This is a genomic window from Falsiroseomonas bella (genome assembly GCF_003173615.1).
Taxonomy (GTDB): domain Bacteria; phylum Pseudomonadota; class Alphaproteobacteria; order Acetobacterales; family Acetobacteraceae; genus Falsiroseomonas; species Falsiroseomonas bella.
On the sequence record NZ_QGNA01000004.1, the window covers coordinates 372,577 to 396,774 of the forward strand.

Annotated in this window: 27 protein-coding genes; 17 read left to right on the forward strand and 10 right to left on the reverse strand. The window is 71.6% G+C overall.

From position 1 onward, the window contains the following. Positions 1–8 precede the first annotated feature (8 nt). The 11 genes from hisD (at position 9) to DFH01_RS18740 (ending at position 10,855) form a co-directional block, all read left to right on the forward strand. Entirely contained in the window at positions 9–1,316 is a 1,308-nt protein-coding gene (hisD, locus tag DFH01_RS18690; protein WP_109871989.1) for a histidinol dehydrogenase, read from the forward strand. Position 1,317: 1 nt separating this feature from the next. Beyond that, complete coding sequence (locus tag DFH01_RS18695) at positions 1,318–2,082, forward strand: SDR family NAD(P)-dependent oxidoreductase (RefSeq protein ID WP_109871990.1); 765 nt, start codon at positions 1,318–1,320, stop codon at positions 2,080–2,082. Further along, on the forward strand, positions 2,079–3,167 hold the full coding sequence (locus DFH01_RS18700; RefSeq protein ID WP_109871991.1) for a LacI family DNA-binding transcriptional regulator: 1,089 nt from the start codon (positions 2,079–2,081) through the stop codon (positions 3,165–3,167). Before DFH01_RS18695 ends, DFH01_RS18700 begins: the two co-directional genes overlap by 4 nt. Then, complete coding sequence (locus DFH01_RS18705) at positions 3,164–4,144, forward strand: ester cyclase (RefSeq protein WP_109871992.1); 981 nt, start codon at positions 3,164–3,166, stop codon at positions 4,142–4,144. The genes DFH01_RS18700 and DFH01_RS18705 overlap by 4 nt, the downstream gene beginning before the upstream one ends. Before the next feature lie 95 nt (positions 4,145–4,239). After that, entirely contained in the window at positions 4,240–5,553 is a 1,314-nt protein-coding gene (locus DFH01_RS18710; protein ID WP_109871993.1) for an ABC transporter substrate-binding protein, read from the forward strand. Positions 5,554–5,622: 69 nt separating this feature from the next. Next, the gene (locus DFH01_RS18715; protein ID WP_109871994.1) at positions 5,623–6,504 is read left to right on the forward strand and encodes a carbohydrate ABC transporter permease; all 882 of its coding nucleotides are present in this window, start codon (positions 5,623–5,625) and stop codon (positions 6,502–6,504) included. Then, entirely contained in the window at positions 6,501–7,331 is an 831-nt protein-coding gene (locus DFH01_RS18720; RefSeq protein WP_109871995.1) for a carbohydrate ABC transporter permease, read from the forward strand. The genes DFH01_RS18715 and DFH01_RS18720 overlap by 4 nt, the downstream gene beginning before the upstream one ends. A 16-nt stretch (positions 7,332–7,347) precedes the next feature. Then, complete coding sequence (locus DFH01_RS18725; RefSeq protein ID WP_269846277.1) at positions 7,348–8,400, forward strand: ABC transporter ATP-binding protein; 1,053 nt, start codon at positions 7,348–7,350, stop codon at positions 8,398–8,400. Positions 8,401–8,405: 5 nt separating this feature from the next. Beyond that, complete coding sequence (locus DFH01_RS18730; protein ID WP_199231293.1) at positions 8,406–9,407, forward strand: cupin domain-containing protein; 1,002 nt, start codon at positions 8,406–8,408, stop codon at positions 9,405–9,407. Then, positions 9,404–10,531 carry a cobalamin-independent methionine synthase II family protein gene (locus tag DFH01_RS18735; RefSeq protein ID WP_109871998.1) on the forward strand — a complete coding sequence of 376 codons (1,128 nt, stop codon included), beginning with the start codon at positions 9,404–9,406 and terminating at the stop codon, positions 10,529–10,531. Before DFH01_RS18730 ends, DFH01_RS18735 begins: the two co-directional genes overlap by 4 nt. A gap of 111 nt (positions 10,532–10,642) precedes the next feature. Then, positions 10,643–10,855, forward strand: a complete 213-nt coding sequence (locus tag DFH01_RS18740; RefSeq protein ID WP_109871999.1) for a hypothetical protein — start codon at positions 10,643–10,645, stop codon at positions 10,853–10,855. Between the two features lie 16 nt (positions 10,856–10,871). On the opposite strand, the gene DFH01_RS18745 is transcribed toward DFH01_RS18740, so the two are convergent. Further along, entirely contained in the window at positions 10,872–11,831 is a 960-nt protein-coding gene (locus DFH01_RS18745) for an EamA family transporter (RefSeq protein ID WP_146217092.1), read from the reverse strand. A gap of 46 nt (positions 11,832–11,877) precedes the next feature. Then, complete coding sequence (locus DFH01_RS28270) at positions 11,878–12,069, reverse strand: DUF1127 domain-containing protein (RefSeq protein ID WP_158287816.1); 192 nt, start codon at positions 12,067–12,069, stop codon at positions 11,878–11,880. A gap of 218 nt (positions 12,070–12,287) precedes the next feature. On the opposite strand from DFH01_RS28270, the gene DFH01_RS18755 reads away from it, so the two are divergent. Continuing rightward, positions 12,288–13,913, forward strand: a complete 1,626-nt coding sequence (locus DFH01_RS18755) for a winged helix-turn-helix domain-containing tetratricopeptide repeat protein (RefSeq protein WP_109872002.1) — start codon at positions 12,288–12,290, stop codon at positions 13,911–13,913. Here the strand turns inward: DFH01_RS18755 and DFH01_RS28275 are convergent. From DFH01_RS28275 to DFH01_RS18785, 7 genes are all read right to left on the reverse strand, one after another. Further along, on the reverse strand, positions 13,897–14,058 hold the full coding sequence (locus tag DFH01_RS28275; RefSeq protein WP_158287817.1) for a hypothetical protein: 162 nt from the start codon (positions 14,056–14,058) through the stop codon (positions 13,897–13,899). The genes DFH01_RS18755 and DFH01_RS28275 overlap by 17 nt on opposite strands. Before the next feature lie 48 nt (positions 14,059–14,106). Beyond that, a complete protein-coding gene (locus DFH01_RS18760; protein WP_109872389.1) occupies positions 14,107–14,586 on the reverse strand; it encodes a MaoC family dehydratase in 480 nt (159 codons plus the stop codon). 32 nt (positions 14,587–14,618) lie between these two features. Further along, positions 14,619–15,779, reverse strand: coding sequence for an NAD(P)/FAD-dependent oxidoreductase (locus DFH01_RS18765; protein ID WP_109872003.1), 1,161 nt, complete (start codon positions 15,777–15,779; stop codon positions 14,619–14,621). Positions 15,780–15,790: 11 nt separating this feature from the next. Then, positions 15,791–17,041 (reverse strand): flavin-containing monooxygenase, encoded by a 1,251-nt coding sequence (locus DFH01_RS18770; RefSeq protein ID WP_109872004.1) that lies wholly within the window; start codon positions 17,039–17,041, stop codon positions 15,791–15,793. A gap of 56 nt (positions 17,042–17,097) precedes the next feature. Beyond that, a complete protein-coding gene (locus DFH01_RS18775; RefSeq protein ID WP_109872005.1) occupies positions 17,098–17,694 on the reverse strand; it encodes an OsmC family protein in 597 nt (198 codons plus the stop codon). 175 nt (positions 17,695–17,869) lie between these two features. Beyond that, on the reverse strand, positions 17,870–18,409 hold the full coding sequence (locus tag DFH01_RS18780) for a hypothetical protein (protein WP_109872006.1): 540 nt from the start codon (positions 18,407–18,409) through the stop codon (positions 17,870–17,872). A gap of 7 nt (positions 18,410–18,416) precedes the next feature. Continuing rightward, positions 18,417–19,829: an eCIS core domain-containing protein gene (locus DFH01_RS18785; protein WP_109872007.1), complete on the reverse strand. Its 1,413-nt coding sequence runs from the start codon at positions 19,827–19,829 to the stop codon at positions 18,417–18,419. A gap of 163 nt (positions 19,830–19,992) precedes the next feature. Between DFH01_RS18785 and DFH01_RS18790 the strand changes: the two genes are divergently transcribed. The 5 genes from DFH01_RS18790 to DFH01_RS18810 all read left to right on the forward strand — a co-directional run bounded on the left by DFH01_RS18790 (position 19,993) and on the right by DFH01_RS18810 (position 23,483). Then, positions 19,993–20,628, forward strand: coding sequence for an RNA polymerase sigma factor (locus tag DFH01_RS18790; RefSeq protein ID WP_109872008.1), 636 nt, complete (start codon positions 19,993–19,995; stop codon positions 20,626–20,628). 7 nt (positions 20,629–20,635) lie between these two features. After that, complete coding sequence (locus tag DFH01_RS18795) at positions 20,636–21,295, forward strand: NrsF family protein (protein ID WP_109872009.1); 660 nt, start codon at positions 20,636–20,638, stop codon at positions 21,293–21,295. Between the two features lie 8 nt (positions 21,296–21,303). Continuing rightward, positions 21,304–21,924, forward strand: a complete 621-nt coding sequence (locus DFH01_RS18800; RefSeq protein ID WP_109872010.1) for a glutathione S-transferase family protein — start codon at positions 21,304–21,306, stop codon at positions 21,922–21,924. A gap of 79 nt (positions 21,925–22,003) precedes the next feature. After that, on the forward strand, positions 22,004–22,885 hold the full coding sequence (locus DFH01_RS18805) for a LysR family transcriptional regulator (RefSeq protein ID WP_158287818.1): 882 nt from the start codon (positions 22,004–22,006) through the stop codon (positions 22,883–22,885). A gap of 241 nt (positions 22,886–23,126) precedes the next feature. After that, positions 23,127–23,483: a hypothetical protein gene (locus DFH01_RS18810; RefSeq protein WP_109872012.1), complete on the forward strand. Its 357-nt coding sequence runs from the start codon at positions 23,127–23,129 to the stop codon at positions 23,481–23,483. Positions 23,484–23,613: 130 nt separating this feature from the next. Here DFH01_RS18810 and DFH01_RS18815 read toward each other — a convergent pair whose 3' ends face one another. Beyond that, positions 23,614–24,135, reverse strand: a complete 522-nt coding sequence (locus DFH01_RS18815) for a DoxX family protein (RefSeq protein ID WP_109872013.1) — start codon at positions 24,133–24,135, stop codon at positions 23,614–23,616. Between the last annotated feature and the right edge of the window lie 63 nt (positions 24,136–24,198).

Below are 24,198 nucleotides of genomic sequence, written 5' to 3' on the forward strand. Positions count from 1 at the left end.
ACAACGACATGGCGCGGTGGCTCAAGCGTTCCATCGGCGCGGCCGACAAGGCGGCCGCCCAGGCCGAGGTGCGCGCCACGGTGGAGCGGCTGCTGGCCGATATCGCGCAGCGTGGCGATGCCGCGGTGCGCGAGATGTCGGCGAAGTTCGATGGCTGGGACCGCGCCGATTTCCGCCTGACTGACGCGGAGATCCGCGCCTGCCTCGACGAGCTGCCGAAGAAGGCGCTGGACGACATCCGCTTCGCGCAGGAGCAGGTCCGCAACTTCGCGCAGCACCAGCGCGAGTCCATGAAGGACATCGAAGTCGAGACGCTGCCAGGCATCGTGCTGGGGCACAAGAACATCCCGGTGAACTCGGTCGGCTGCTACGTCCCAGGCGGGAAGTATCCGCTGCTGGCGTCGGCGCACATGTCGGTGGTCACGGCGAAGGTCGCGGGCGTGCCGCGCATCATCACCTGCGCACCGCCCTTCGAGGGCAGGCCGGCGCCGGCCATCGTCGCGGCGCAGCACCTGGCCGGCGCCGACGAGATCCGGGTGCTGGGCGGCGTGCAGGCGGTCGGCGCCATGGCGCTTGGCACCGAGAGCATCGCACCCGTGGACATGCTGGTCGGCCCCGGCAATGCCTATGTCGCCGAGGCGAAGCGGCAGTTGTTCGGCCGCGTCGGAATCGACCTCTTCGCCGGCCCCACCGAGACGCTGGTGATCGCCGACGAGACGGTGGATGGCGAGCTCTGCGCCACCGACCTGCTCGGCCAGGCCGAGCATGGTCCGACCAGCCCCGCCATCCTTCTGACGGATTCCGAGAAGCTGGCCCGCGACACGATGCAGGAGGTCGAGCGCCTGCTGACCATCCTGCCTACCGCCGCCATCGCGCGGAAGGCATGGGAGGACTACGGCGAGGTGATCCTCTGCGACGACAAGGCCGAGATGCTGCGGGAAGCGGACCGCATCGCCTCCGAGCATGTGCAGGTGATGACCTCGGACGATGATTTCTTCCTGAAGAACATGACCAACTACGGCGCGCTGTTCCTCGGCCCGCGCACCAATGTCAGCTATGGCGACAAGGTGATCGGCACCAATCACACCCTGCCGACGCTGGGTGCCGCGCGCTACACGGGCGGGTTGTGGGTGGGCAAGTTCCTCAAGACCGTCACCTACCAGCGCGTGCTGACGGACGAGGCGAGCACGATGATCGGCGCCTATTGCTCCCGCCTCTGCATGCTGGAGGGCTTCGTCGGCCATGCCGAGCAGGCGAATATCCGCCTGCGGCGTTATGGCGGACGCAACGTGCCGTACGGGCAGGCGGCCGACTGAGATGGAACTGCCGAAGACGCCCTCGCTGCGGCTGGACGGCAAGCGCGCATTGGTGACCGGCGCGGGGCGCGGCATCGGCCTCGGCGCCGCCGCCGCACTCGCCGAGGCCGGCGCGCATGTCGTGCTCGCGGCGCGCTCGGCGGCGGAGATCGAGGAGGCCGCGGCGGCGATCCGCGCCGCCGGCGGCTCGGCCGAGGCGCTGACGATGGATGTCGCGGAGATCGAGGCAACGGCGGCAAAGATCGCCGCCGCCGGTCCTTTCGACGCGCTGGTGAACAATGCCGGCACCAACCGCCCCGCCGCCTTCCAGGACGTCACCGCGGCGGATTTCGACGCGGTGATGAACCTGAATGTCCGCGCCGCCTTCTTCGCGGCGCAGGCCGTCGCACGCGGCATGATCGCGGCGGGCAAGCGTGGCGCCATCGTGCATGTCTCCTCCCAGATGGGCCATGTCGGCGGCGCCCGGCGCAGCGTCTATTGCGCGTCCAAATGGGCGATCGAGGGCATCGCGCGCGCCATGGCGCTGGATCTTGCGCCGCACGGCATCCGCGTGAACACGCTCTGCCCTACCTTCATCGAGACGCCGATGACGCGGCCCTTCCTGGCCGACGAGGCCTTCAAGGCGAGCGTGATCCAGAAGATCAAGGTCGGGCGCCTCGGACAGGTTGAGGACCTGATGGGCGCCGTCGTCTTCCTGTGCTCCGACGCGGCTGCGCTGATGACCGGCTCCTCCCTGCTGTTGGATGGCGGCTGGACGGCGGAATGAGCGAGCCGCGGGGACGCAGTACCCAGCGCCACGCCACCGCGACCGATGTCGCGCGCCTCGCCGGAGTCTCGCAATCCGCCGTCAGCCGCGCCTTCACGCCAGGGGCGTCCATCGCGCGGGAGACGCGCGCGCGCGTCGAGGATGCGGCGCGCGCGTTGGGCTATCGCCCCAACGCCATCGCGCGCAGCCTGACGACACGCCGCAGCCGCATCATCGGCGTCGCCGCGGCCTATCTCCAGAACCACTTCTACCCCGACGTGCTGGAGGCGCTGTCGAAGGGCCTGCAGGCGCGCGGCTACCACTTGCTGCTGTTCACGCCGGACGCCGCCCGCGACGCCGACCCACTGCTGCAGGAGGTGCTGGCCTGGCAGGTGGACGCGCTGATCCTCGCCTCCACCACGCTGTCCTCCGCATTGGCCGGGCAATGCCGCGCCGCGGGCATTCCGGTGCTGCTATTCAACCGCACGAGCCGCCACGCCGATGTCTCCTCCGTCACCGGCGAGAATCTTCGCGGCGGCCGCCTCATTGCCGAGTTCCTCGTCGCAGGCGGACACAAGCGGCTCGCCTTCATTGCCGGCATCGAGAATTCCTCCACGAGCCGCGACAGGGAGGCAGGCTTCACCGGCTGGCTCGCCGAGCACGGCCATGCGCCGCCGCTGCGCGAGGTCGGTCTCTATGATTTCGAAGCCGCCTCCGCGGCCGCGCGGCGGCTGCTGGCGCGGTCCGATCGGCCGGACGCCATCTTCGTCGCCAACGACCACATGGCGACGGCGGTGAGCGAGGTGGCGCGCCATGAATTCGGCCTGCGCATCCCGCGCGACCTGTCGCTTGTCGGGTTCGACGACACGGGTCCGGCACGCTGGCCGTCCTTCTCGCTCACCTCCTTCGCGCAGCCCCTGCACCCGATGGTGGACGCCGCCGTCGCTATGGTCTGCGAGATGATCGAGGACCCCGCTGCGCCGACGCGTCACCAGGTCGTGCCTGGCGAGCTGGTGGTGCGCGGCTCGGCGCGGATTCCGCCCGAAGGCTGCGTCAGCCGCGGCGACGCGCTGGTCTGGCGCCCGGTGCAGGAGACTGTCGTATGACCGCGCTGGACGGCTACGCGACGCTGCCGGACTACATCCTCGGCATCACCGAGCGCATCTGGGAACAGCGCGGCCTTCACCTGATCCGCCGTTGGTATGCGCCGGACTGCCTCGTGCACTCTCCCTCCGGTCCGGTGCGCGGTGCCCAGGCGGTCGTGCAGGGCACGCTCGAGACGCTGCAGGCCTTCCCCGACCGCCAATTGCTCGGCGAGGACGTGATCTGGTCGGACGACGGCGCCGAGCGCGGCCTTCACTCCTCCCACCGCGTGTTCTCCACGATGACGCATCGCGGCGAGGGGCTGTTCGGCGCACCGACCGGGCGGCATGTCGAGGTGCGCACCATCGCCGATTGCCTCGTCAGGGACGGCGTGATCGTCGAGGAGTGGCTTGTGCGCGACCAGTCGGCGATCGCGCTGCAGCTCGGCCTCGATCCCGCGGAGTTCGGCCGGCGGCTCGGCGCCGAGGATGCGGCGAAGGGACTGGCCGTCTGGCACAAGGAGGCGGCGGCGGCGGTCCGCCGCGGCGAACCCGACTCGCCCTGCATCCGGCACGCCCATCCAGCGGCCGAGGCGCTCGCCGGCACGCTGGACGCCGCGTTCAACAATGCCGACCTCGCGGCGCTGGGTGCGCTGCACGACCGCGCCGTCGCGCTCGCCCTGCCGGGCCACCGCCAGACCGCGGGGACTGCGGCGCTGGATGCCTTCGTCATCGGCTATCTCGCCGCCTTCCCCGATGCGCGGCTGGTCGTGGACCACTGCGTCGCGCTGGAGGAGCCGGCGCGGCCTGTGCGGGTCGCGGCGCGCTGGCGGCTGGCGGGCACGCATGCAGGCCGCGGCGCCTTCGGCGTGCCCACGGGGGCCGAGGTTCTGGCAATGGGGATCGTCCATGCGGAGTTCGCCGGCAGCCGCATCCATCGCGCCTTCTGGCTGCTGGACGAGGTTTCGCTGCACCGGATGATCGGGGCGAAGGCGGGGTGAGGATCGGCCCTTGCCAGCCGGGCAGACATGCCGATAGGTTTGCATGCGCATGCAAGAACCGGCCGAAGGGGCCGGGCTGAGGGAGGGAAGGCGCCATGGCGCTGCGTCGTCGAGACATCCTGGCCGGCGCCGCCGGCGCCGCGGCCTTCGCCGCCACCGGGGCAAAGGCCCAGCTCGGCCCCGCGCCGAACCTGCGGCCGGGCAAGCCCTTCGCCGGTACCGAGCTCAAGGTGCTCTGTGTCGTCGCCAGCCAGTTCCGCGCGCATGAGGCGCGGCTGGCGACCTTCACCGAGCAGACCGGCATCACCGCGAAATACACCTTCGTCCCCTTCGCCAGCATGCGCGAGGCGCTGACGGCCGAGATGGTCGGCGGCGGCGGCGACTACGACCTGGCGATCGCGATGGACCAGTGGGTGGCCTCGCTGAACAACCTCTTCGACCCGATCGATGCGCGCGTGCGCGAGAAGGGCATCCCGCTCGATCGCTGGCCGGCGGCGCATCTGCGCCAGGGCACGGTGAACAACCGCCTGCTCGGCCTGCCCAGCCGCGGCCATGTGCAGTTGCTGTTCTACCGGAAAGACCTGTTCGAGAAGCACAACCTGACGCCGCCCGCCACCTGGGAAGCGCTGGTGGAGACCGGCAAGGCGATCCAGGAGAAGGAGAGCGGCATCTCCGGCGTCGCCGTGCCCTATGGCCGCAACAACGGCCAGAACCTGATGGTCTGGTACAACTTCCTGTGGGGTCGCGGCGGCACGCTGTTCGACGAACGCGGCCAGCCCGCCTTCAACAGCCAGGCCGGCCTCGCTTCGGTGCAGGATTACGTTGACCTGCTGCGAAGGCACCGTGTCACGCCCGCCGGCGCCGTCTCCTTCACCGAGCAGGATGCCGTGAACAGCATGGGCCAGGGCAATTCCGCCATGCTGCCGGTCTGGTGGTGGGTGCGCTCCACGCTGGTGAACCCGCAGGCCAGCCGGCTGACCGACGCGCAGATCGGCTTCGCGCCGATGCCGAGCTATGCTGGGAGGCCGCGCACCACCTTCACCAATACCTGGGTCTGGGGGATCACGCAGCGTTCGCGCCGCAAGGATGCGGCGATGGAACTGCTGACCTGGATCGCCAATCCCGCGCTGGAGCGCGACATCCTGCTCGACCCGAAGGAGAGCGACGTTGTCGCGGTGATGTGGCCGAACCTGATGGATGATGCGGTGAACGCCCGCTTTGGCGGCATGCACCGGCTGGCCGCGGAAGGGCTGCGCGACACGCAATCCATCACCTTCGGCCCCGAATGGCCGCAGATCAGCGAGGCGCTCGAGACGGCGATGAGCGAGGCGGCGAGCGGCACGCGCAGCGTGCCCGACGCCTTCAACGCCGCCGCCGCCAGCGTGCGGCGGATCGCCCGGCGCGGGTGAGCGCGGCTTGGCGACGAGCGCGCTGCCCCCGCCCAACGCTCCCCCGCGCGCGGGGGAGGGCTAAGTCCGATGCGGGACCGCACCCTCAAATACCTGCTGATCCTGCCGGCGGCGCTCATCGTGCTGGGGACCACGATCTGGCCGCTCGCCGTCTCGCTGGTCACCAGCTTCCGCGACTGGCGGCTGACGCGCTCTCTGGCGCCTGGGCCGTTCATCGGTACCGAGCATTACGTGATCGCCTTCACGGACGATCCTGACTTCGCCAACGCGGCGATGGTGACGGCGCTGTTCGTGCTGATCGATGTCACCATCACCGTGGTTTCCGCCCTCGGGCTCGCGCTGCTGCTGCGTCGCGCGGGCGTCTTGCAGAGCCTGACCCGCGCGGTGCTGATCCTGCCCTTCGCCGTCTCCCCGGCGCTGGTGGGCATCTCCTTCCGCTTCATGTTCAACGCGGAGATGGGCGTCTTCACCTGGCTGGCCGGCGTGCTGGTGCCGCCGCTCCAGAACTTCGTCTGGCTGGCCGATGAATGGGCGGCGTTGCTGGTGCTGGTGTTTTCCGACGCATGGCGCTGGATCCCGTACATGACGCTGGTGGTGCTCGGCGGCCTGGCGGCCCTTCCGAAGGAGCCGGAGGAGGCCGCGCGCATCGACGGCGCGACGGAGTTGCAGGTGCTGCGGGACGTGACGATCCCGGCCCTGCTGCCGGTACTCGCGGTGGTCGCGATCCTCAAGACCGTGTTCGCGCTGAAGATGTTCGACCAGGTGGTGACACTGACGGGCGGCGGGCCGGGCGCGGCGACGACCACGCTCGCCTACCTCGTCTACTCCATCGCCTTCCGCTGGTACGACATGGGCTATGCCAGCGCCGTGGCCTGGATTCTGACCGCGATCCTGGTCTTCCTGGCGATCTGGTACATGAAGCTCATCCTGCGGAAGCCGGGGCAGACATGAGCCCGGCACGCCGGCGCAAGCTGCTGTGGCAGGCGGTGGAGTCCGCCATCCTGCTCGGCGCGCTGTTCCTGATCCTGTTCCCGATCCTGTGGATGGCGCTGACCGCCTTCAAGCGGCCGGTGGACCTGTTCGGGCTGACCTTCCTGTTCACGCCCACGCTCGACAATTTCCGCGCGATCTTCGCGCATCCCTGGAACATCGGCCACACGCTGCTCAACAGCTTCATCGTCGCCGCGGCGACGGTGGCGATCTCCGTGCCGGCCTCGACGCTCGCGGCCTATGCCTTCAGCCGCTTCGAGCTGCCCTTCAAGGGCGCGCTCTTCTTCACCATCCTGGCGACGCAGTTCATCCCGGCGGTCGTCGTGGTGCTGCCCTTCTACCTGCTGTTCCGCGACCTCGGCCTGCTTGACACGGTCTATGCGCTGATCGTCGTCAACCTCGCCATCGTCACACCCTTCGCCACCTGGATGCTGAAGGGCTTCCTCGACGCGGTGCCAACCGAATCCGAGGAAGCCGCGCTGGTGGATGGCGCGACGCGGCTGCGCGTGATCCTCGACGTCGTCGTGCCGATGATCTGGCCGGGCGTGGTCGTCACCGCCGTCTTCTGCTTCATCCTGACCTGGAACGAGTTCCTCTTCGCGCTGATCCTGACGCGCGACGACGCGGTGACGCTGCCCGTCGGCATCACCCGCTTCCGCACCGAGCGCGGCGATCTGTGGGAGCTGATCGCCGCGGCCGGCATCCTGATCTCCATCCCGATGTTCCTGCTCGCCTCCGTCATCCAGCGCCACTTCGTGCGCGGGATGACCGGCGGCGCGGTGAAGTGAGGCGCGCTTGGCCGAGGTGATCCTGCGCAACGTGACCAAGCGCTGGGGCGGCTTCGTCGCCGTGCGCGACCAGTCGCTGACGGTGAAGGACGGCGAGTTCATGGTGCTGCTCGGCCCCTCCGGCTGCGGCAAGACCACGACGATGCGCATGGTCGCGGGCCTTGAGGAGCCGACCAGCGGCGACATCCTGATCGGCCCGAACCGGGTGAATGACCTGCCGCCGCGCGAGCGCGACGTGGCGATGGTGTTCCAGTCCTACGGCCTCTATCCGCACATGACCGTGGCCGACAACATCGGCTATCCGCTGAAGCTGCGCGGCGTGCGTGGTGCCGAACGGCAGCGCCAGATCGAGGCTGCTGCGGCCAAGGTCGAGCTCGGCGACCTGCTGCACCGCAAGCCGCGCGAGCTGTCCGGCGGCCAGCGCCAGCGCGTGGCGCTGGCGCGCGCCATCGTGCGCCGTCCGCAGGTCTTCCTGATGGACGAGCCGCTGTCCAACCTGGACGCCAAGTTGCGCGTCTCCACCCGCGCCGAGATCAAGCACCTGCAATACGAGCTTGGCGTCACCACCATCTACGTCACGCACGACCAGATCGAGGCGATGACGCTGGCGCATCGCGTCGCGGTGATGAGCCAGGGGGAGATCCGCCAGCTCGACACGCCGGAGGCGATCTACGACCGGCCCGCGGATCTCTTCGTCGCCGGCTTCATCGGGTCCCCGCCCATGAATCTCGTCCGTGGCGAGCATGCCAGCGGCGTCTTCACGGCAGCCGGCGGCCTACGGGCCGCGACGCGCATCGCGGGCCATCGCGGCGCCGCCATGCTCGGCATCCGGCCGGAGGACGTGACGGTCGCGCCCGCCGGTGCGGGCGATCTCGACGCCAGCGTCTATGCGGTGGAGCTCACCGGCGATTCCGTCCTCGTCACCGCCCAGGCCGGCGAGGCGCGGCTGATCGCCAAGGCCGACCGCGCCTGGCGCGCGGAGCCAGGCACGACCATCGGCCTGAAGCTCGACGCGACGCGCCTGCATCTTTTCGACGCCGACACCACGCGTCGCCTCAACCCGGAATGACCGCCATGCTCGCGAACCGACTGATCCGCTACGCGGACCTGCTCCCCTGCAAGAACGCCTTCGTGGACACCCGCAGCCCCGGCTCCGACCAGAAGGAGAACTTCACCCTCATCGGTCCCGGCGTCAGCGAGAACCCGAACCAGCACGTCCACATCCCGGAGCCGCACGGCTTCAACATCGGCGGCGCACGCCAGCCGCCGCGCTGCCTGAACAGCCAGCACAGCCACGAGACCGCGGAGGTCTTCGTCGTCCACAAGGGCCGCTGGCGCATGATCTTTGGCGTCAATGCCGACGAAGGCGACGTGACGATGGAGGAAGGCGACGTCATCTCCATCCCCATCCACATGTTCCGAGGCTTCGAGAACATCGGGGAGGAGACCGGCTTCCTCTTCGCCGTGCTCGGCGGCGACGATCCGGGCAAGGTCACCTGGTCGCCACGCGTCTTCGATCTTGCGAAGCAGTACGGCCTGGTTCTGCTGGAAGGCGGGCGCCTGGTGGACACGACGGTGGGCGAGAGCGTGCCGCCGGGCGCGAAGCTGCAGCAGCCGCCGAGTGCGGCGGAGATCGCGCGCCTCGCCACCCCGCCGCGCGAGGCGCTCGCGAGCTGCGTTCTCAAGCCGAAGCAGTTCGCGGTGAACCCGCGCTCGCCTCTGGCGCGCGAAGGCGTGGAGGAAGCGGCGATCATCACGCCGCAGGCGACCGGCGACGGCTTCGCACCGGGCCCGATCAAAGGCTGGTGGCCGCACGGCTTCAACCTGCGGTGCCTGCGGCTGGAATCCGGCGCCTTCGTGCCGCCGCACATCCGCAACGAGGAAGAAGTGATCTTCGTCCATCGCGGCGTGCTGCAGCTGGCGACTCCGCAAGGCGAGGTGATCCTCGGTCCCGGCGACACCTTTACCACCCCCAAGGGCGTGCCGCGCGGCTTCCGGGCCAGTTCCTCGAACGGCGTCGCCGCCTATGTGGTGCGCGGCGGCGACTCCCCCGCCATGCCGAGCTTCCTGTCATGACCCAGATCCGCACCACCCATGTCGGCTCCCTGCCGCGCAGCCAGATCGTCGCCGACCTTCTCTTCGCGAAGGAGCGCGAGGAGCCGATCGATCCCGCCGCCTACGAGGCCGCGATGGAGCAGGCCACGCAGGCGGTGCTCTGCCGGCAGAAGGAGATCGGGATCGACATCCCCTCGGATGGCGAGACGTCGAAGATCTCCTACGCGACCTACATCAAGGATCGGCTGACCGGCTTCTCCGGCGACAGCCCGCGCCGCGTGCCGGCGGACCTGATGGACTACCCGGCCTATGCCGAGAAGATCGGACGCAGCGGCGGCACGCCGACCTATCGCCGCCCGCGCTGCACCGGACCGATCGCGGTGAAATCCATGGCGCCGCTGCAGCGCGACCTGGATGTGATGCGCGGCGCGATGGATGCCGCGGGCTATGCGACGGGCTTCATGAACAGCGCCTCGCCGGGCGTGATCGCGCTGTTCCAGCCTTCCGACATCCATGCGGACGTGGACGCCTACATGGCCGACCTGGCGGAAGGGATGCGCCACGAATACCTGGCGATCGTGGAGGCCGGACTGATCCTGCAGATCGACGCGCCGGATCTCGGGCTGGGCCGGCACATGATGTATCCGGACCTCGACGAAGCGGCCTTTCTCCGCCGCGCGGCCATTCACGTGGATGTGATCAACCATGCGCTGCGCGGCATCCCGCCGGAGCGGGTCCGGCTGCATGTGTGCTGGGGGAATTATGAAGGCCCGCACACCCGTGACATCGCGCTCGGCCGCGTGCTGCCGGAGTTGCTCAGGCTGCGTATCGGCGGGCTGCTGTTCGAAGCCTCGAACCCGCGCCACGCGCATGAATGGACAGTATGGCGGGACGCGAAACTGCCGAAGGACTGGGTGCTGATCCCGGGCTGCCTCGACAGCACGACGAACTTCGTGGAGCACCCCGAACTCGTCGCGCAACGCATTGGGACCTTCGCCCGCCTGGTCGGGCCGGAGCGCGTGATCGCCGGCACGGATTGCGGCTTCGGGACCTTCGCGGGCTATGGCGCGGTGCACGGGGACATTGCGTGGGCGAAACTGACGTCGCTGGTCGAGGGCGCGCGCATTGCGTCGCGCAATCTCTGAACAAATATTCGCGCGGACTGCTGTATACTGTGCGTCCCGACTCCGTTCTGTCCTTGCAATGCTGGCAGACGTCGCCTTACGCTGTCAGCAAAGGTCAGTATCGAGGCTGACATGGTTGAGGAAAGAAAGCGGGACGGTGCGGAGCTCCGCGCGCAGGCGAAGCGTGCGCGGTCCCTCGCGACGGGCCTGGTGCCGGGCGAGGATCGCCGCCGGCTGAGCGAGCTTGCCGTCTCCCTCGAGGAGGAGGCGGAAGCCGCGGACGCGCGCAGCGCCGCACGGCGGAGCAACGCGCAGGAACCCATGCAGCGCCAGGCCGCCGAATAGCGGCGCCGACCGCCGCTCATCGCGCGCGGCGCGTCGTTTCCTGCCGTGCGCCGGCGGCCAGCACCACCCCCATCGCCGCCGCCGCAAGCCCGATCAGCACATTCGGCGCCGGCACCTCTCCCATCAGCGCGAAGCCGAACACCGCCGCACTCACCGGGCTCAGCGCACCGAGCGCCGCGGCGCGCGCGGCGCCCAGCCGTGCCACCGCCAGCGCGAAGGCAAGCGGGGCAAGCAGGCCGGACAGCCCGCCCTGCCACGCGGCCTGTACCGCGACCTCGCCCCATGTCGCCGCGACCAGGCCGCTTTCGCAGGCGAGCAGGTAGTAGGGCAGGAAGCCCACCACGGAGCCGAGGCTGACCAGCGCCGTCGCCTCCGGCGCGCTCAGGCCGCTGCGGCGCAACGCCAGCGTGTAGCCCGCGGCCAGCCAGGATGCGCTGACGAGCATCGCCGGCCCCGCGAGACCGTCCGCGCCGAGCGCCGGCGGACCCGCCACCAGCAGCACGGAGCATGCCATCAGGCCGAGGCCGAGCCGCTGCGCCGGCGCAGGCGTCGCCGATCCGGCGCGGCCGGCCAGCAGCGATGCCGCGGCCACCCAGAGCGGCATCGTGCCGGGCAGCAGCGCGCCGGCATCCGCGGCGGCGGCTTCGCGCAGCCCGGCGCCGGCCAGCAGCACGAAGGGCGCGCCGCCACCCGCGAGCAGCAGCGCGAGGCGCGGCAGGTCGGCCCGGCGCAGCCGCGCCAGGGCGCGCCACGCCACGGGCAGCAGCAACAGCGCCGGCGCAAGGAAGCGCAGCAGCACGATGTCGTGCGGCCCGAGCGCGGCCGCTTCCGCTGCGACGCCGAGCCGCGTCATGGCCAGCGCGCCGCCCCAGATGGTCGCGGCGGCGAGCCCGGCTGCGAGGCCGAGCGCTCGGTCGCCGGGCAGGCTGAAGGCAAGCCCCGGCCGATGCGCGGATTGCGCGAGATGAGCGAACATGTCGGGTTCTCCCGCCGGCCAGCGCCTTGCGGCGCGGCCGGCCGCGTCAGGCGATCCAGAAGGGTTTGCGCGCCTCGGCGAAGGCGTCGCCCGGGCCGATGCCGATGTCGCGCCATTCGCGATGGCCCATCTCGGCCAGCGCGCGCCGCTCCTCGCTGCGGGCGCGCCAGAGCGCGACGGCATGGCGTAGCCGGCGGCCGATCGGCATCGCGGCGGCAGTCGTGGTGGAGCGGGTCATCCTCGTCGTCCTTGCATCAGGGGTCGCGCCGCCTCTCACGGCGTGTCCCCTTCTGCCCGCGGCGCGATGCGCGCGCTTGGCGAAGGCCTGACGACGATCTTGAGATTGCATGGAAATGCCGCCGCTCGCGCCCCACCTTTCGCAGGGAAGGTTGGACGCGACGCCGCGTGTTGCGGTATCGCGGCATCCGCGAAACAGGCGGGAGGCAGGGCAGGCGCATGCGGCTCGGCTTCGGCGATGTCGAAGTGGATCTGCGGCGGCAGGAGCTGCGCCGCGGCGACGATGTCGTGCATGTCGAGCCCCAGGTCTTCGACCTGCTGGTTCACCTGCTGCGCAACCGCGACCGCGTGGTCGGCAAGGACGAGCTGTTCGACACCATCTGGCAGGGCCGCATCGTCTCCGAGGCGGCGCTGAGCAGCCGGATCAACGCCGCGCGCAAGGCGGTGGGCGACGACGGCGACCGGCAGGAGGTGATCCGCACCGTCCACAAGCGCGGCTTCCGATTCGTCGCTGCCGTGCGCGAACTGGAGGACGCAGCGGCAGCGCCGGACACGCCGGAGGCGGAGCCCGAAGCGCCGCCCGCGCCGGCCGAGGCGCAGCCGTCGCGCCGGCCCTCCATCGTCGTGCTGCCCTTCGCCAATCTCAGCCCGGAGCCGGACACGGAGTATTTCAGCTACGGCCTGACGGAGGACATCATCCGCCTGCTCGCGCGGCACCACTGGCTGGAGGTGCTGAGCCGGCATTCCGGCGCGCCCTACAAGGGCCGCGAGGTGGATGCGCGCGAGATCGGCGTCGCGCTCGGCGTGCGCTACCTCGTGCAGGGCAGCGTGCTGCGGCATGGGGAGCGCGTGCGCATCACCGCCGACCTGGTCTGTGCCGAGAGCGGGCGCCAGCTCTGGTCAGACACGCACGCCTTCACGCTGGACCACCTGCTCGACATCCAGCAAAGCATGGCCGAGCAGATCGCCGCGACGATCGAGCCCGAGCTCGGACGCATCGAGCGCGAGGCCGCGGTGCGCCGCCCGCCACGCAGCTTCGACGCCTGGGATTGCTACCAGCGCGGCCTCTGGCACCTCTGGGGCTTCACCGTGCCGGGGATGGAGGAGGCCGCGGCGATGTTCCGCCGCGCGCTGGAGATCGATCCGGGCTTCGCCCGCGCGCATGGCGCGCTCGCCTATGTGCATCTGCAGAGCGCGGTGCTGCGCCCGCCGGAGGATCGGCCCGCGCTGATCGCGGCGGCGATGGCGGAGGCGCGCACCGCCGTCGCGCTGGACGACCAGGATTGCATGAACCTCTGCGTGCTCGGCCGCGCCCACACCTTCCTGCAGGACTACGAGGAAGGGATCGCCCGGCTGGAGGAGGCGCTGGAGCTGAACCCGAGCTTCGCGCAGGCCTGGTACGCACTCGGCTTCACGCTCACCTGCTGCGGGCGGGAGGAGGAGGCGCTGGCCTGCATCGAGCGCGCGACGGAACTCAGCCCGCGCGATCCGCACATCGCCAGCTTCCACGCCACGCGCGCGCTGGCGCATTTCTTCCTGGGCGACCTCGATGCCGCGGTGGCCTTCGCGCGGCAGGGGATGCGGGTGCCGAATGCGAAGCACTGGCCATTCGCGGTGCTGGCCGCCGCACTCGGGCTGCTGGGACGCAAGGAGGAAGCGGAACGGGCGGTCGCGACGTTGCGCGAACGCCATCCCGGCTACGACATCGCCACCGCGCGCGGGGATTTCTTCTTCTGCCGCGACGCGGCGAAGATCGAGCTCTTCGCGGAGGGTCTGCGGCGGGCGGGCTTGCCGGAAGGCGCGCCCGCCGCCGCGTCGCGCGCCGGTCTCACCCGCAGGGGATGAAGGCCTCGAGCAGGCGCCAGGCGGCGTCCTGCGCCGCGCGCGCCTCCTCCGCCCGCTGCCGTTGCAGCGCGTGCCCGGCGACGTGGCGCATCCACTCGGCACCGTGCCGGTGGCGGAGCACGATCGGGTTATGGATCACGAACATCGTCTGATCTCCTGTGTCGTCGCCGACCCTGTTATCGGCATGGGCAAGCTAGGCTTGGTGCTTCTTCGTCGCTTGGAGGCCGGCTTCGGGCGCGCTTGAGTCTTCCTGGAGATTGCGCAGCGGCGCGGTCCAGGTGACGGCCGTGCCGACCAGGCAGTCCTCGCCGGCCGCGTTGCGCACGGTGGTGCGTAGCGTGCAGATCGGCTTGTCCTCGCGCAGCGCTGTGACCTCCACCTCCGCCTCGATCGTCTCGCCGATGCGCACCGCCTTCACGAAGCGCCATTCGGTGCCGAGGAAGACGCTGCCGGGTCCCGGCAGCTCCTCCGCGACCACTGCGTTGAGCAGGCCGGAGGTGACGCCGCCCTGCACGATCAGCCCGCCGAAGGGCGAGCGCGCGGCGACCGCAGCGTCGAAATGCAGCGGGTTGCGGTCGCCCGTCATCGCGGCAAACAGGTCCACGTCGCGCGCGCTGGTGGTGCGGCGTCGCGCGGCACGCTGGCCGATCCGTGGCCTGCCGGCGAGCGTCATGGCCCAAGGATCGCCGCGATGATCGCCGCGCATCACGCGGCCTCCCGAAGCGCGGGGCCGCGCGCGCCGAGCATGTGCTCGACCTCGCGCTTCATGGCCTGGTTCAGCGCCTTGTGCAGCGCCTGCACGCCTGGCAGGTCCCAGTCGAAGGCGGCGATCGCGTCCGTCGCCTCGAACAGCGGCAGGGAGAGCGCGTCGCGCGTCGCGGCGTAGTCCGCGAAGGCCGCGGGCGTGCCGCGCGCGGCGGCTTCCGCCAGCGCCTCGGCGTCGCGCAGCGCATCGGTCATGCCATGCGCGGTGATCGGATCCTTGAAGTAGCCGGCATCGCCGACCAGCGCCCAGCCGAGCCCCCAGGGCTGCCGCAGGAAGCCGCGCCGTCCGGCGAACACCGACAGCGCGCCGGCGCGCACGCCTTGCTCGGTCCGCGCGGCCAGCGCCGGCGCCACCTCGCGCAGCGTCTCGGCGAAGGCCGGGCCCGGCGCGCCGCGGAAGCGCGCGCGCCATGTGGAGGGCGGGACGGAGACGAAGACGCAATGCAGCCCGGCATTGGTCGGGATGGCGCCGGCGCTGGCGCCCGGCACGTAGTGCCAGTGATAGCCCTCGGTGCCGATGCCGGACCAGTAGCCGAAGACGGTCGCGGTGGCGTGCCGCGCTTCCCGCAGCATCGGCGCCTCGGCGAGCCGCGCGACGGCGGAGCCGATGCCGTCAGCGCCGACCACCAGATCGGCCGCGATCTCCTGTCGGTTGCCCTCGGCGTCGAGCGCGACGACGCCGGTGACGCGCTCGCCGCGCCGGTCCAGCGCGAAGACGATCTCGCCGTGGCGGATCTCGGCGCCGGCCTCGATGGCTGCATCCACCAGCGCCGCGTCCAGGACCGAACGCCGCGGCGCATAGAGCGCGTCCACGCCGGCGCCCGCGCGCAGATCGATGGCGATCTCCTCCGCGCCGTAGTGGAAGCTCGTGCGGCGCACGGCAGGCGTGCCGGCGGCAAGGATGCGCGGCAGCACGCCCCAGCGCGCCAGCTGCAGCACGCCGCCGCGCATCAGCGCGTGGGTGGATAGCGTGTCGGTGCCGTAGGCGCCGCGGTCCAGCACCAGCACCCGCATGCCCTTGCGGGCCATCAGCATGGCCGTGGCGGCGCCGGCGCAGCGCGCGCCGACCACGATGGCGTCGTAGCGTCGTGTCGCGGACATGGCATGTCTCCTCAGGCCGCCCTGCGGCCGCTTTCGCGGAAGGCGTGCTGGGCGAGATGCCCGGCCGCCTGCTGGGCGATCGCCGCCGCATCCGCGCCGACGCCGCCGATGAAGTTGGAGCTGCGCCGGCGCAGGAAGCGCAGGCCGAGCAGGTAGAGGCCGGGCGCGGCCGTGACGCCGCCGCGGTGGCGGACCTCGCCCGCCTCATCGAGCAGCCCGGGGATGCGCAGCCAGGTGTTGTCGCGGCGATAGCCGGTGGCCCAGACGACGCCGCCGATGCGCTCCGTCCTCAGGTCGAGACGCTCGGGCGCCGGGCCGAAGCCGGCGAGCGGCACGGGCCAGTCCTCGCGCGGCGCGTCGAGCGCGTCGGCCACGGGGTCGATCCGCGCGAGCAGGCTGTGCAGCGGCTTCTGGGCGCCCGCGACATTCTCCGCCAGGTCGTCGCAGAACTGCGCGAGCCGTCCCGCGGCGCCGCGCATCCGGCCGACCACCCGCACACCCATCTCGCGCAGCGTACCGAGATCGATGTCGCGTGGCGGCGTGCTGCCGACCAGCTGCAGCGAGGGCTGCGCGCGTGCGCGGGCGAGATCCGCCTGATCCTCCGCGCGGTCCTCCGGCACGCCGGCCCGGTGCATCCACCACCAGATGTCGCGGCCACGATAGCGCCGCGGCAGGCGGGTGTGCCGCCCGGCCGAGAGGATCACCTTCCGCCCGGCGGCGGCGATTTCCTCGGCGATCTGCAGCGCGGAGGCGCCGGCGCCCACCACCAGCACGCCGCCTTCGGGCAACTGCCCCGGATTGCGGTAGCTGGAGGGCGTGAGCTGGCGGATCGCTGGCGGAAGGCTCGCGGCGAAGCGCGGCACCGCGGGCAGGCCGCAATGGCCAGTGGCGACCACGACCACGCGCGCGCGCCAGGTGCCGCGGCTCGTCTCAAGCAGGTACGCGCCGCCGAGGCTGCGCAGCGCGCGCACCTTCGTCTCCGTCTCGACCGGCGCGCTCGCGGCATAGGCGTCGAGGAAGCCGATCACCTCCGGCATGGTCATGAAGCCGTCGGGATCGGGGCCGGCATAGGGCTGGCCGGGCAGGCCGTTCATCCAGTTGGGCGTGAGCAGCCGCAGGCTCTCCCAGCGCTCGCTGCGCCAGCGTTCCGCGACGCGGCCGCGCTCCAGCACGACATGCGCGATGCCGAGGCGCGTGAACTCATGGCTGATGGCGAGGCCGGCCTGGCCCGCGCCGATCACGACGGCGTCGGTGCTGCGCATGGCGATCTGTCCTTGGAAGGGAAGGCGCCGGCCGCCGATGCGGCCGGCGTCGCGTGTCAGGCCTTCGCCGAGACGGTGACCGGCAGGCCGTTGGTCAGCATGTCGAAGACCGCGGAGCGGGCGACGGACTGGCGCACGATCTCCTGCAGCTTCTCCGCCGGCGCATCGCCGGCGATGTCGAAGCTGATGCGGATCTCCTCGAATCCGTTCCGCACCTCGTCGGACAGGCCGAGGATGCCGCGCAGGTCGATGTCGCCCTCGACCGTCGCCTCCACCTTGGTCAGCGTCACGCCGCGCGCGGCGGCGATGTTCGCGATGCCCGCGGTGAGGCAGCCGGCGAGCGCGTGCAGCAGCCACTCCACCGGCGTCGGCCCGGCATCCTCGCCGCAGAGCACGGCGGGATGGTCGCTGTCGGCCACGGTCGGCGCCTTGTGCGCGTGCTCGCCGCCGGCACCGGCGAAGCTCTCCATCGTGCTCCGCATGTGGGTGCCGGACTGCCACGCGCTTTTCGCGCGGAACTGGAACTTGGCGAGCTCGGGCTGGCCCTTCACCACGTTGATGGTGGCGAACAGCGCGGGCGTGTTCACGCCGTGCCGCGGCGGCGGCGGCGCCTTCGCGGTGACGGGAGCGGCGGTTTCGGCGGTGGCGGACATGGAGCGTCTCCTCGCGGGGTTGCAGTCCCGCCCCGCCGCGTTGCCCGGTGCCGCGCACCGGCCCCTCGGCGGGACGTGGCGGCATCCTGGCCATGCGCGGCCGCGCCCGCTTGGAGGCGGCCTTGAGGAGTTCTGGAGAAAGCGTGGATTCAGCGGCCCGCGCGCCGCCGCGCGATCACGGCCCTGCGAGCATCCGCGCAATCGCGGCGTCGCGCGCCGCCGGCGCCGCGCCTGCGTCGAAGGCGTCGCCACGGATCGCGGCAATGAAGGACGCCGCAAAATCCTTGATCCGCCAATGCGCCGCGTTGCCGATCGTGGCGTCCTCGCTGCCGCCGTAGCGCAGTTCCCGCCCGTCGCCGAGCAGCGGACGCAAGCGCGGGATGGCGGCTTCGCCGAGCGAAAGCAGGTTCCGTGCGGCAGGCGTGTCCAGCGCGCCGGGCAGGCCCCACACATTGCCGAGCCGCGCGGCCGCCAGGGCCGCCGCATAGGCTTCCGCCAGCAGCGGCGCCGGTGCGCCCGGCAGCGCGCCGCCTCCGGCGGCCGTCACCTCGGCGGCCAGGAAGCGCGCCTCCGGCTGCGCCGCGGGATCGGCCGCGAGGGCCGCCAGCGCCGCTGGCGCGCCCGGTTCCCGCCACAGCCTGGGTGCTTCCGGCGGCATGCGCAGGAAGAGCCCCTGGTAGCCGAGGCCGGTCAGCCGTGCCGCGAGATCGCCCATCCTGGCGTCACGCGAACTGCGTGTCGCCGCTCGGCATCGGGAAGTCGCCCATGCGGGTGGTCAGTTCCCGCCGCAGCGCCGCTTCCTCGAAATCGAGCGTCTCGGTCGTGCGTGGCTCGCCGAAGCCGAAGGCTGCGACCATGTTGTTCGCGACCGCGTCCCGCCGTTCCTGCGCGATCTGGCGCAGCCGGCTCAGGATCTCGTTCGTCGTCATGTCGCGCGGCAGCTTGCCGCCCGAACTGCCGGCCGCGACCGGAAGCTCCAGCGTGCTGGCGCCGCTGGAGGTCGGGTTCTCGTTCCACAGGTCGGAGGCGATGCGGAAGCTGGCGCTCGGCACGCCGACGCTGATGACGGACAGCGGCAGCAGCGTCGCGTTGTTCGACGCGTCGGATTGCCAGCCCCAGCGCACCGATCCGTAGAAGGTGCCGGCCTGCGTGCCTTCCACCGCCAGTGCGGTCGTCTCGAAGATCTGGCTGGCATTCGGGCCGTGGCCGGGCAGCGCGGGACCATCATAGAGCGTGGCGTCCTGGTGCGCGACGAAGCCGAGGTCGAAGCCGAAGATGGACGGACGATAGTGCCAGCCCCATTGCGCATTGCTCGCCGCCGTGGAGTCGCCGAGCGTCGGGTTGGCGTTCGTCGGGTCGTCCATGCCGTAGACCGGGTTCCGGCGCGACGCCATGCGGTCGATGTGCAGTCCCTCATCGGTCTCGCCCGCCGGGATCGACCGCGCCCCCGCGGTCGCGTTGATCGCCGTCGGGCTGCCATTGTCGCGTGACGTCACGGCCTGGACCAGGCCGATCTTCGTCGCATCCACCGGGTCCTTCGGGGTGAACCGCAGCCGGTTGATCTCGCAGCCGTCATGGTTGCCGGAGCCGTCGAAGGTCAGCGTGTAGCTGTCCGTGTCCCAGGTGCCGCCAAGCGTCTCCACCGCGCGCTGCACGCCGAGCGGCGCGGCGCCCAGCCCGGCGAGGGGCGAGCCGCCGGCCTGCTGCGCCACGTGGGCGAGTTCATGGCCGAGCAGGCGCCGCCCGCTCTCGCTCTCCGGCGCGTAGCGACCGGGGGCGAAGGCGATGTCGCTGCCGAGCGTGTAGGCCGAGGCGCCCATCGCCCGCGCCGTGGCGCCGGCCAGGGGGCCCGCATGCACCCGCACCCCGCCGAAATCCCGGCCCAGCCGTCGCTCGAAATAGGCGCGCGTCGGCGCCGGCAGGGGCTGGCCGGGGCTGCCGAGCGCACCGGCCATCAGGCGCGGTCCCTCGCCGACCGGGCGTGGCGCCGCCTGCTCCGGCTCCGGGCCGGTCAGTGCCTGCTCGGCGGCGCGGTGGGCGCTGTGCTCATGCGAATCATGCGCGGGGCGCACCGGAATGGAGCGCCGGTGACCGGGTGCCGGGCCGGCATGCCGCGGGGCAGGGGACGCGAACATGCGCGAAGCCTACTCCCGCGCCGGGCGGCGGGGCCAGGAAAAGCAGCGGACGGAACGTCTGGCCTCACGCAGGCGTAACTTCGCGACCCGGCCGGGCGAAGAACAGCGCGACCCCGCCGTACGGGACGGCTCGCGCGGAGGCCGGGGATCGGGATAGTCTGCCATGTTAGATGCCGCGCTTCGTTCCTCTGCGGCCGGTTTCCTGCTCGTGAGGGCGGAGCGGGCTTCCGATGCTGCCGACCGCGACGCGCGCGATGCGCGCTGGTCGGAGCTGATGGCGGCTGCCCAGGCGGGCAATGCGCGCGCATACGACATGCTTCTGCGCGAATGCCTGCCGCTGCTGCGCGCCATCTGCCGCGCCCGGCTGCGCGATCCCGCCGATGTCGAGGACGCGGTGCAGGATGCGCTGCTGACCATCCACCGGGTGCGCCACACCTACGACCCCTCGCGCCCCTTCCGTCCCTGGCTGGCGGCCATCGCGGAACGCCGTGCGCTGGATCGCGGCCGCAGCCGCGGCCGCTCCGCGGCGCGCGAGGTCGAGATCGAGGCGGCCGGCGAGGTCGCCGCCCCCGGCCGGGACGCCGAGGCCGAGGTCGCCCTGCGCATGCAGGCCGCGCATCTGCGCGACGCGGTCGGCGAGTTGCCCACGGCGCAGCGCACCGCGCTCGGCCTCACCAAGATCGAGGACCTGTCCCTGGCCGAGGCCAGCGGCCGGTCCGGCATGAGCGTCGGCGCCCTGAAGGTCGCGACGCACCGCGCACTCCGCTCGCTCCGGCGGCGGTTCGGCGTGGAGGAATGACCGGGCCATGCGTACCGAAGACCTGATCGACCAGCTCTCCACCGGCCTGAAGCCGGTCAAGCGTGTCTGGAATCCCGCCTTTGCGGCGATGGTCTGGCTCTGCCTCGCCGCGGCGGTGATCGGCGCGGGCGTCGCCTTCTTCGGCTTCCGCCACGACCTTGCGGCGCGGCTCGCCTCCGGCTTCGACACGCCGCAGCTGCTCAGCGCCGCGGCGACCGGGATCCTGGCCGCCTTCGCCGCCTTCCAACTCGCCCTACCCGACCGCGACAGACGCTGGGCGCTGCTGCCGCTGCCGGCGGCGGCGGCCTGGCTCGCCACCATGGGCTGGGGCTGCCTGGCCGACCTGTTCCGTGCCGGGCCGGAGGCGCTGCGGCTGAGCACGAGCTTTCCCTGCCTCGGCTTCATCGTCGGCTTCGGCGTGCCGCTGACCGTCGGCATGCTGTGGCTGACGCGGCATGCGGCGCTGATCCGGCCGACGCCGGTTGCTGCGCTGGGCGGTCTTTCCGCCGCGGCGCTCGCCAGCGTCGGGCTCAGCCTGGTGCATCACCTGCAGGCGGCGGCGATGGTGCTGGCCTGGCACGGCATGGCGATCGTGATCACCACGCTGATCGCCTCGGCGATCGGGCCGCGGCTGATGCGCGCGGGGCTGTCTGCGCGCGCGGCCTGAGCACGCGCATGCGCCGCTTCTACGGCTGGGCGACGCCGAACTCGCAGCGCGTCTCGATCATGCTCGAGGAACTCGGCCTGACCTATGCGGTCACGCCCGTGAACATCCGTGCGCGCGCGCAATTCGCGCCGGAGATCCTGGCGCTCAATCCCTACGGCAAGATCCCGATCCTGGAGGAGGACGGCGCGCCGCCGCTGTTCGAGAGCGGCGCGATCCTGCTGCACCTGGCCGAGGCGCATGGCCGCTTCCTGCCGGCCGCCGGACCGGCGCGCGGCGCGGCGCTCTCCTGGCTGATGGTGGTGCTGACCTCGCTTGGTCCCTTCACCGGCCAGGCGCATCACTGGACCGAGCTGGCGCCGGAGAAGCCGGAGGCCGCGCGGCGGCATACGGTCGCGTTGGTGGCGCGCGCCTATGCCGTGCTGGAGACGCGGCTTGGCGCGTCGCCTTTCCTTGCCGGCGACGAGTACGGGCTCGCCGACATCGCCGCCTATCCCTGGATCGCACGGCATGGATGGGCGGAGCAGCGGCTGGAGGATTTTCCCGCCCTCGCCCGCTGGTTCGCGATGGTCGGCGCGCGCCCCGCCGTGCAGCGCGGCATGCAGGTGCCCGCGGGCGCCCGGCTGGAGTAGGGGCGAAACCTTCGCCGCGCGCGCGGCGAAGCCCATCCCGCAGGGCCGCGCCATTCCGCGCGCCTGCGGGACGGATGCGATGGACCTGCGAGAGATCGACTACTTCCTGACCGTCGTGCGCACCATGAACTTCACCCGCGCGGCGGAGGCCTGCGGCGTCGCGCAGCCGACGCTGACGCGCGCGATCCAGCGGCTGGAACGCGAGCTCGGCGGCCCGCTGCTGGCGCGCGAGCGCGGGAACACGCACCTCACCGCGCTCGGGCGGCTCGTGCACCCGCAGCTCGAGGAGATCGTCGCGCGCAGCCGCTCGCTCCGCCAGCAGGTCTCGCTGCACAGCCGGCTCGAAGGATCGGACCTGCGGCTCGGCGTGATGTGCTCGATCGGGCCCGCCCGCTTCGGCGGCTTCCTGAGCCGCTTCCGCGCGCGCCGCCCGGGCATCGCCATCACGCTCTCCGACGCAACGCCGGACCAGCTCTGCGAGCGGCTGCTGCGCGGCGAGCTGGACGCCGCGCTGACCTCGCTGCCCGAAGGCCCCGGCGACAGGCTGCGGGCCGAGCCGCTCTACACCGAGAATTTCCGCGTCGCCTGCGCGCCCGGCCATGACTTCGCGGCGCGGCCCGCCATCCGCATGCGGGACATGGACGGGCAGGTCTATCTCTCGCGCATCAACTGCGAGCATCGCGAGGTGTTGGGCGAAGCGCTGCGCGCGGTCGGCGCGAAGCTCGTGCATGCCTGCCGCAGCGAGCGCGAGGACTGGATCCAGAGCCTCGTCGCCGCGGGCATGGGCGTGTGCTTCCTGCCCGAGTTCAGCGCCGCGCAGCCGGGGCTGCTGCTGCGCCCGATCGAGGATTCGCCGCCGGCGCGCAGCGTCTGCCTGGTCAGCGTGGCCGGACGGCGCTGGTCCTCCTCCCTCGGCTGCTTCATCGAGGCCGTTCGGCGGGAGCGCTGGCAGGCGGCGTGACGCGGTGTGCGATGCCGCGCGCGCATCGAAACGATGCGCGCGTCGTCGTGGCGGCCCGGCTGCCGGTTTCAGATACTTTTCCTGCCTGGTGCATGCGTGAGCCGCATCACCGCGGCGAAGCAGAGCTGACATAGAAGCTGCAACAACCCGCTGCGTGCATGGCCGCGACCTGCTGTCGCTTCAGGTGAAGCGCGGTCACGGCCGGCTCATCCAGGCTTGGTCGTAGGAAGGGAAAGTGACGATGTCGAATCCGTTTGGGAAGCTGCTTCTCCTCGCCGCCGTCGCCGGCGGCGCGCTGGCGGTTGCCGCCGGCCCCGCCGCCGCGCAGTCCTACCCGCGCGTGGTCGGCACGGGCGAGAACATGACGGTGGATTACGGCCCGATGGCCCAGGGGAACCTGGTCGGCGGCGGCCGCGTGATGGTCACCGAGCCGACGGGAATGGGGGACATCCGCGTGATGCACCTCGATTCCGTCTTCGCCCAGCAGCCGCGGGAGGGCTTCGTCCCCGTCGTGATCGGCATGGGCCAGAACATGACGACGATCTACGTGCCGCAGGCGATGGCGGAGCGCATGGCACGCGCCGGCACGGGGCGCTGAACCAGGCGGCGGGGCCGGCCTGGCCGGTTCCCGCCATCCCAGTGCGAAGCGCCGGGCGTCCCGTCGGACGCCCGGCGCTGCGCGTTGCAGGGCAGCGGAAGGCGGCGCCCGTCGCGGCGCCGCCTCGGCGTCAGGCGAAACGCTTGCCGATCACCGGCAGGCGCCGCAGCCAGCCCGGGATCTCGTGCCGGTGCAGCACCAGGATCAGCGCCGCCATGCCGAGGGTGAACACGGCTTCCTTGAACAGCACGCCGCCATCGCCATAGGGGTCGATGCCGAGCGGGCTCACCACATGGAAGAAGATCGCGCCCGCCATCGTCGCGAAGGAGAGGGCCGCGCCTGGCACGCGCGTCCATGGCAGCAGCACCAGCACCGCCGCGACGATCTCCTGCGTCGCGACGAACAGGCGGAAGGGCTTCTCCCCGCCCGGCGTGCCGAGCCAGTCGGAGAGGATGGTGAAGAGATGCACCGAGCCTTCGTTGCCGGTCAGCTTGTACTGCTCGTAGTAGCCGAACTCCCAGGCGATCCAGCCCGCGGCGAGCCAGGAGGCGATGCGTGCCGCGCGCGGCATCGCCGCAAGGCCCGCCGCGCCGATCGGTGCGGCCTGCGCCGGTAGCGGCCTGCCGGCGACGGAGGTGACGGTGGCGTTCATCGGGCGAGCTCCTCGCGCCGCCCCGCCAGCGCCCCTTGCGCCCGATGGACGGCCCGATCCTGC

What these genes read in the sequence shown, in the direction of transcription:
- DFH01_RS18790 (WP_109872008.1), top strand. Translation starts at nt 19,993, where the DNA reads ATGTTAGATGCCGCGCTTCGTTCCTCTGCGGCCGGTTTCCTGCTCGTG.
- DFH01_RS18715 (WP_109871994.1), top strand. Translation starts at nt 5,623, where the DNA reads ATGCGGGACCGCACCCTCAAATACCTGCTGATCCTGCCGGCGGCGCTC.
- DFH01_RS18700 (WP_109871991.1), top strand. Translation starts at nt 2,079, where the DNA reads ATGAGCGAGCCGCGGGGACGCAGTACCCAGCGCCACGCCACCGCGACC.
- DFH01_RS18775 (WP_109872005.1), bottom strand. Translation starts at nt 17,694, where the DNA reads ATGTCCGCCACCGCCGAAACCGCCGCTCCCGTCACCGCGAAGGCGCCG.
- DFH01_RS18720 (WP_109871995.1), top strand. Translation starts at nt 6,501, where the DNA reads ATGAGCCCGGCACGCCGGCGCAAGCTGCTGTGGCAGGCGGTGGAGTCC.
- DFH01_RS18785 (WP_109872007.1), bottom strand. Translation starts at nt 19,829, where the DNA reads ATGTTCGCGTCCCCTGCCCCGCGGCATGCCGGCCCGGCACCCGGTCAC.
- DFH01_RS18745 (WP_146217092.1), bottom strand. Translation starts at nt 11,831, where the DNA reads ATGTTCGCTCATCTCGCGCAATCCGCGCATCGGCCGGGGCTTGCCTTC.
- DFH01_RS18735 (WP_109871998.1), top strand. Translation starts at nt 9,404, where the DNA reads ATGACCCAGATCCGCACCACCCATGTCGGCTCCCTGCCGCGCAGCCAG.
- DFH01_RS18780 (WP_109872006.1), bottom strand. Translation starts at nt 18,409, where the DNA reads ATGGGCGATCTCGCGGCACGGCTGACCGGCCTCGGCTACCAGGGGCTC.
- DFH01_RS18800 (WP_109872010.1), top strand. Translation starts at nt 21,304, where the DNA reads ATGCGCCGCTTCTACGGCTGGGCGACGCCGAACTCGCAGCGCGTCTCG.
- DFH01_RS18805 (WP_158287818.1), top strand. Translation starts at nt 22,004, where the DNA reads ATGGACCTGCGAGAGATCGACTACTTCCTGACCGTCGTGCGCACCATG.
- DFH01_RS18770 (WP_109872004.1), bottom strand. Translation starts at nt 17,041, where the DNA reads ATGCGCAGCACCGACGCCGTCGTGATCGGCGCGGGCCAGGCCGGCCTC.
- DFH01_RS18730 (WP_199231293.1), top strand. Translation starts at nt 8,406, where the DNA reads ATGCTCGCGAACCGACTGATCCGCTACGCGGACCTGCTCCCCTGCAAG.
- DFH01_RS18695 (WP_109871990.1), top strand. Translation starts at nt 1,318, where the DNA reads ATGGAACTGCCGAAGACGCCCTCGCTGCGGCTGGACGGCAAGCGCGCA.
- DFH01_RS28275 (WP_158287817.1), bottom strand. Translation starts at nt 14,058, where the DNA reads ATGTTCGTGATCCATAACCCGATCGTGCTCCGCCACCGGCACGGTGCC.
- DFH01_RS18755 (WP_109872002.1), top strand. Translation starts at nt 12,288, where the DNA reads ATGCGGCTCGGCTTCGGCGATGTCGAAGTGGATCTGCGGCGGCAGGAG.
- hisD (WP_109871989.1), top strand. Translation starts at nt 9, where the DNA reads ATGGCGCGGTGGCTCAAGCGTTCCATCGGCGCGGCCGACAAGGCGGCC.
- DFH01_RS18740 (WP_109871999.1), top strand. Translation starts at nt 10,643, where the DNA reads ATGGTTGAGGAAAGAAAGCGGGACGGTGCGGAGCTCCGCGCGCAGGCG.
- DFH01_RS28270 (WP_158287816.1), bottom strand. Translation starts at nt 12,069, where the DNA reads ATGACCCGCTCCACCACGACTGCCGCCGCGATGCCGATCGGCCGCCGG.
- DFH01_RS18795 (WP_109872009.1), top strand. Translation starts at nt 20,636, where the DNA reads ATGCGTACCGAAGACCTGATCGACCAGCTCTCCACCGGCCTGAAGCCG.
- DFH01_RS18810 (WP_109872012.1), top strand. Translation starts at nt 23,127, where the DNA reads ATGTCGAATCCGTTTGGGAAGCTGCTTCTCCTCGCCGCCGTCGCCGGC.
- DFH01_RS18760 (WP_109872389.1), bottom strand. Translation starts at nt 14,586, where the DNA reads ATGACGCTCGCCGGCAGGCCACGGATCGGCCAGCGTGCCGCGCGACGC.
- DFH01_RS18815 (WP_109872013.1), bottom strand. Translation starts at nt 24,135, where the DNA reads ATGAACGCCACCGTCACCTCCGTCGCCGGCAGGCCGCTACCGGCGCAG.
- DFH01_RS18710 (WP_109871993.1), top strand. Translation starts at nt 4,240, where the DNA reads ATGGCGCTGCGTCGTCGAGACATCCTGGCCGGCGCCGCCGGCGCCGCG.
- DFH01_RS18705 (WP_109871992.1), top strand. Translation starts at nt 3,164, where the DNA reads ATGACCGCGCTGGACGGCTACGCGACGCTGCCGGACTACATCCTCGGC.
- DFH01_RS18765 (WP_109872003.1), bottom strand. Translation starts at nt 15,779, where the DNA reads ATGTCCGCGACACGACGCTACGACGCCATCGTGGTCGGCGCGCGCTGC.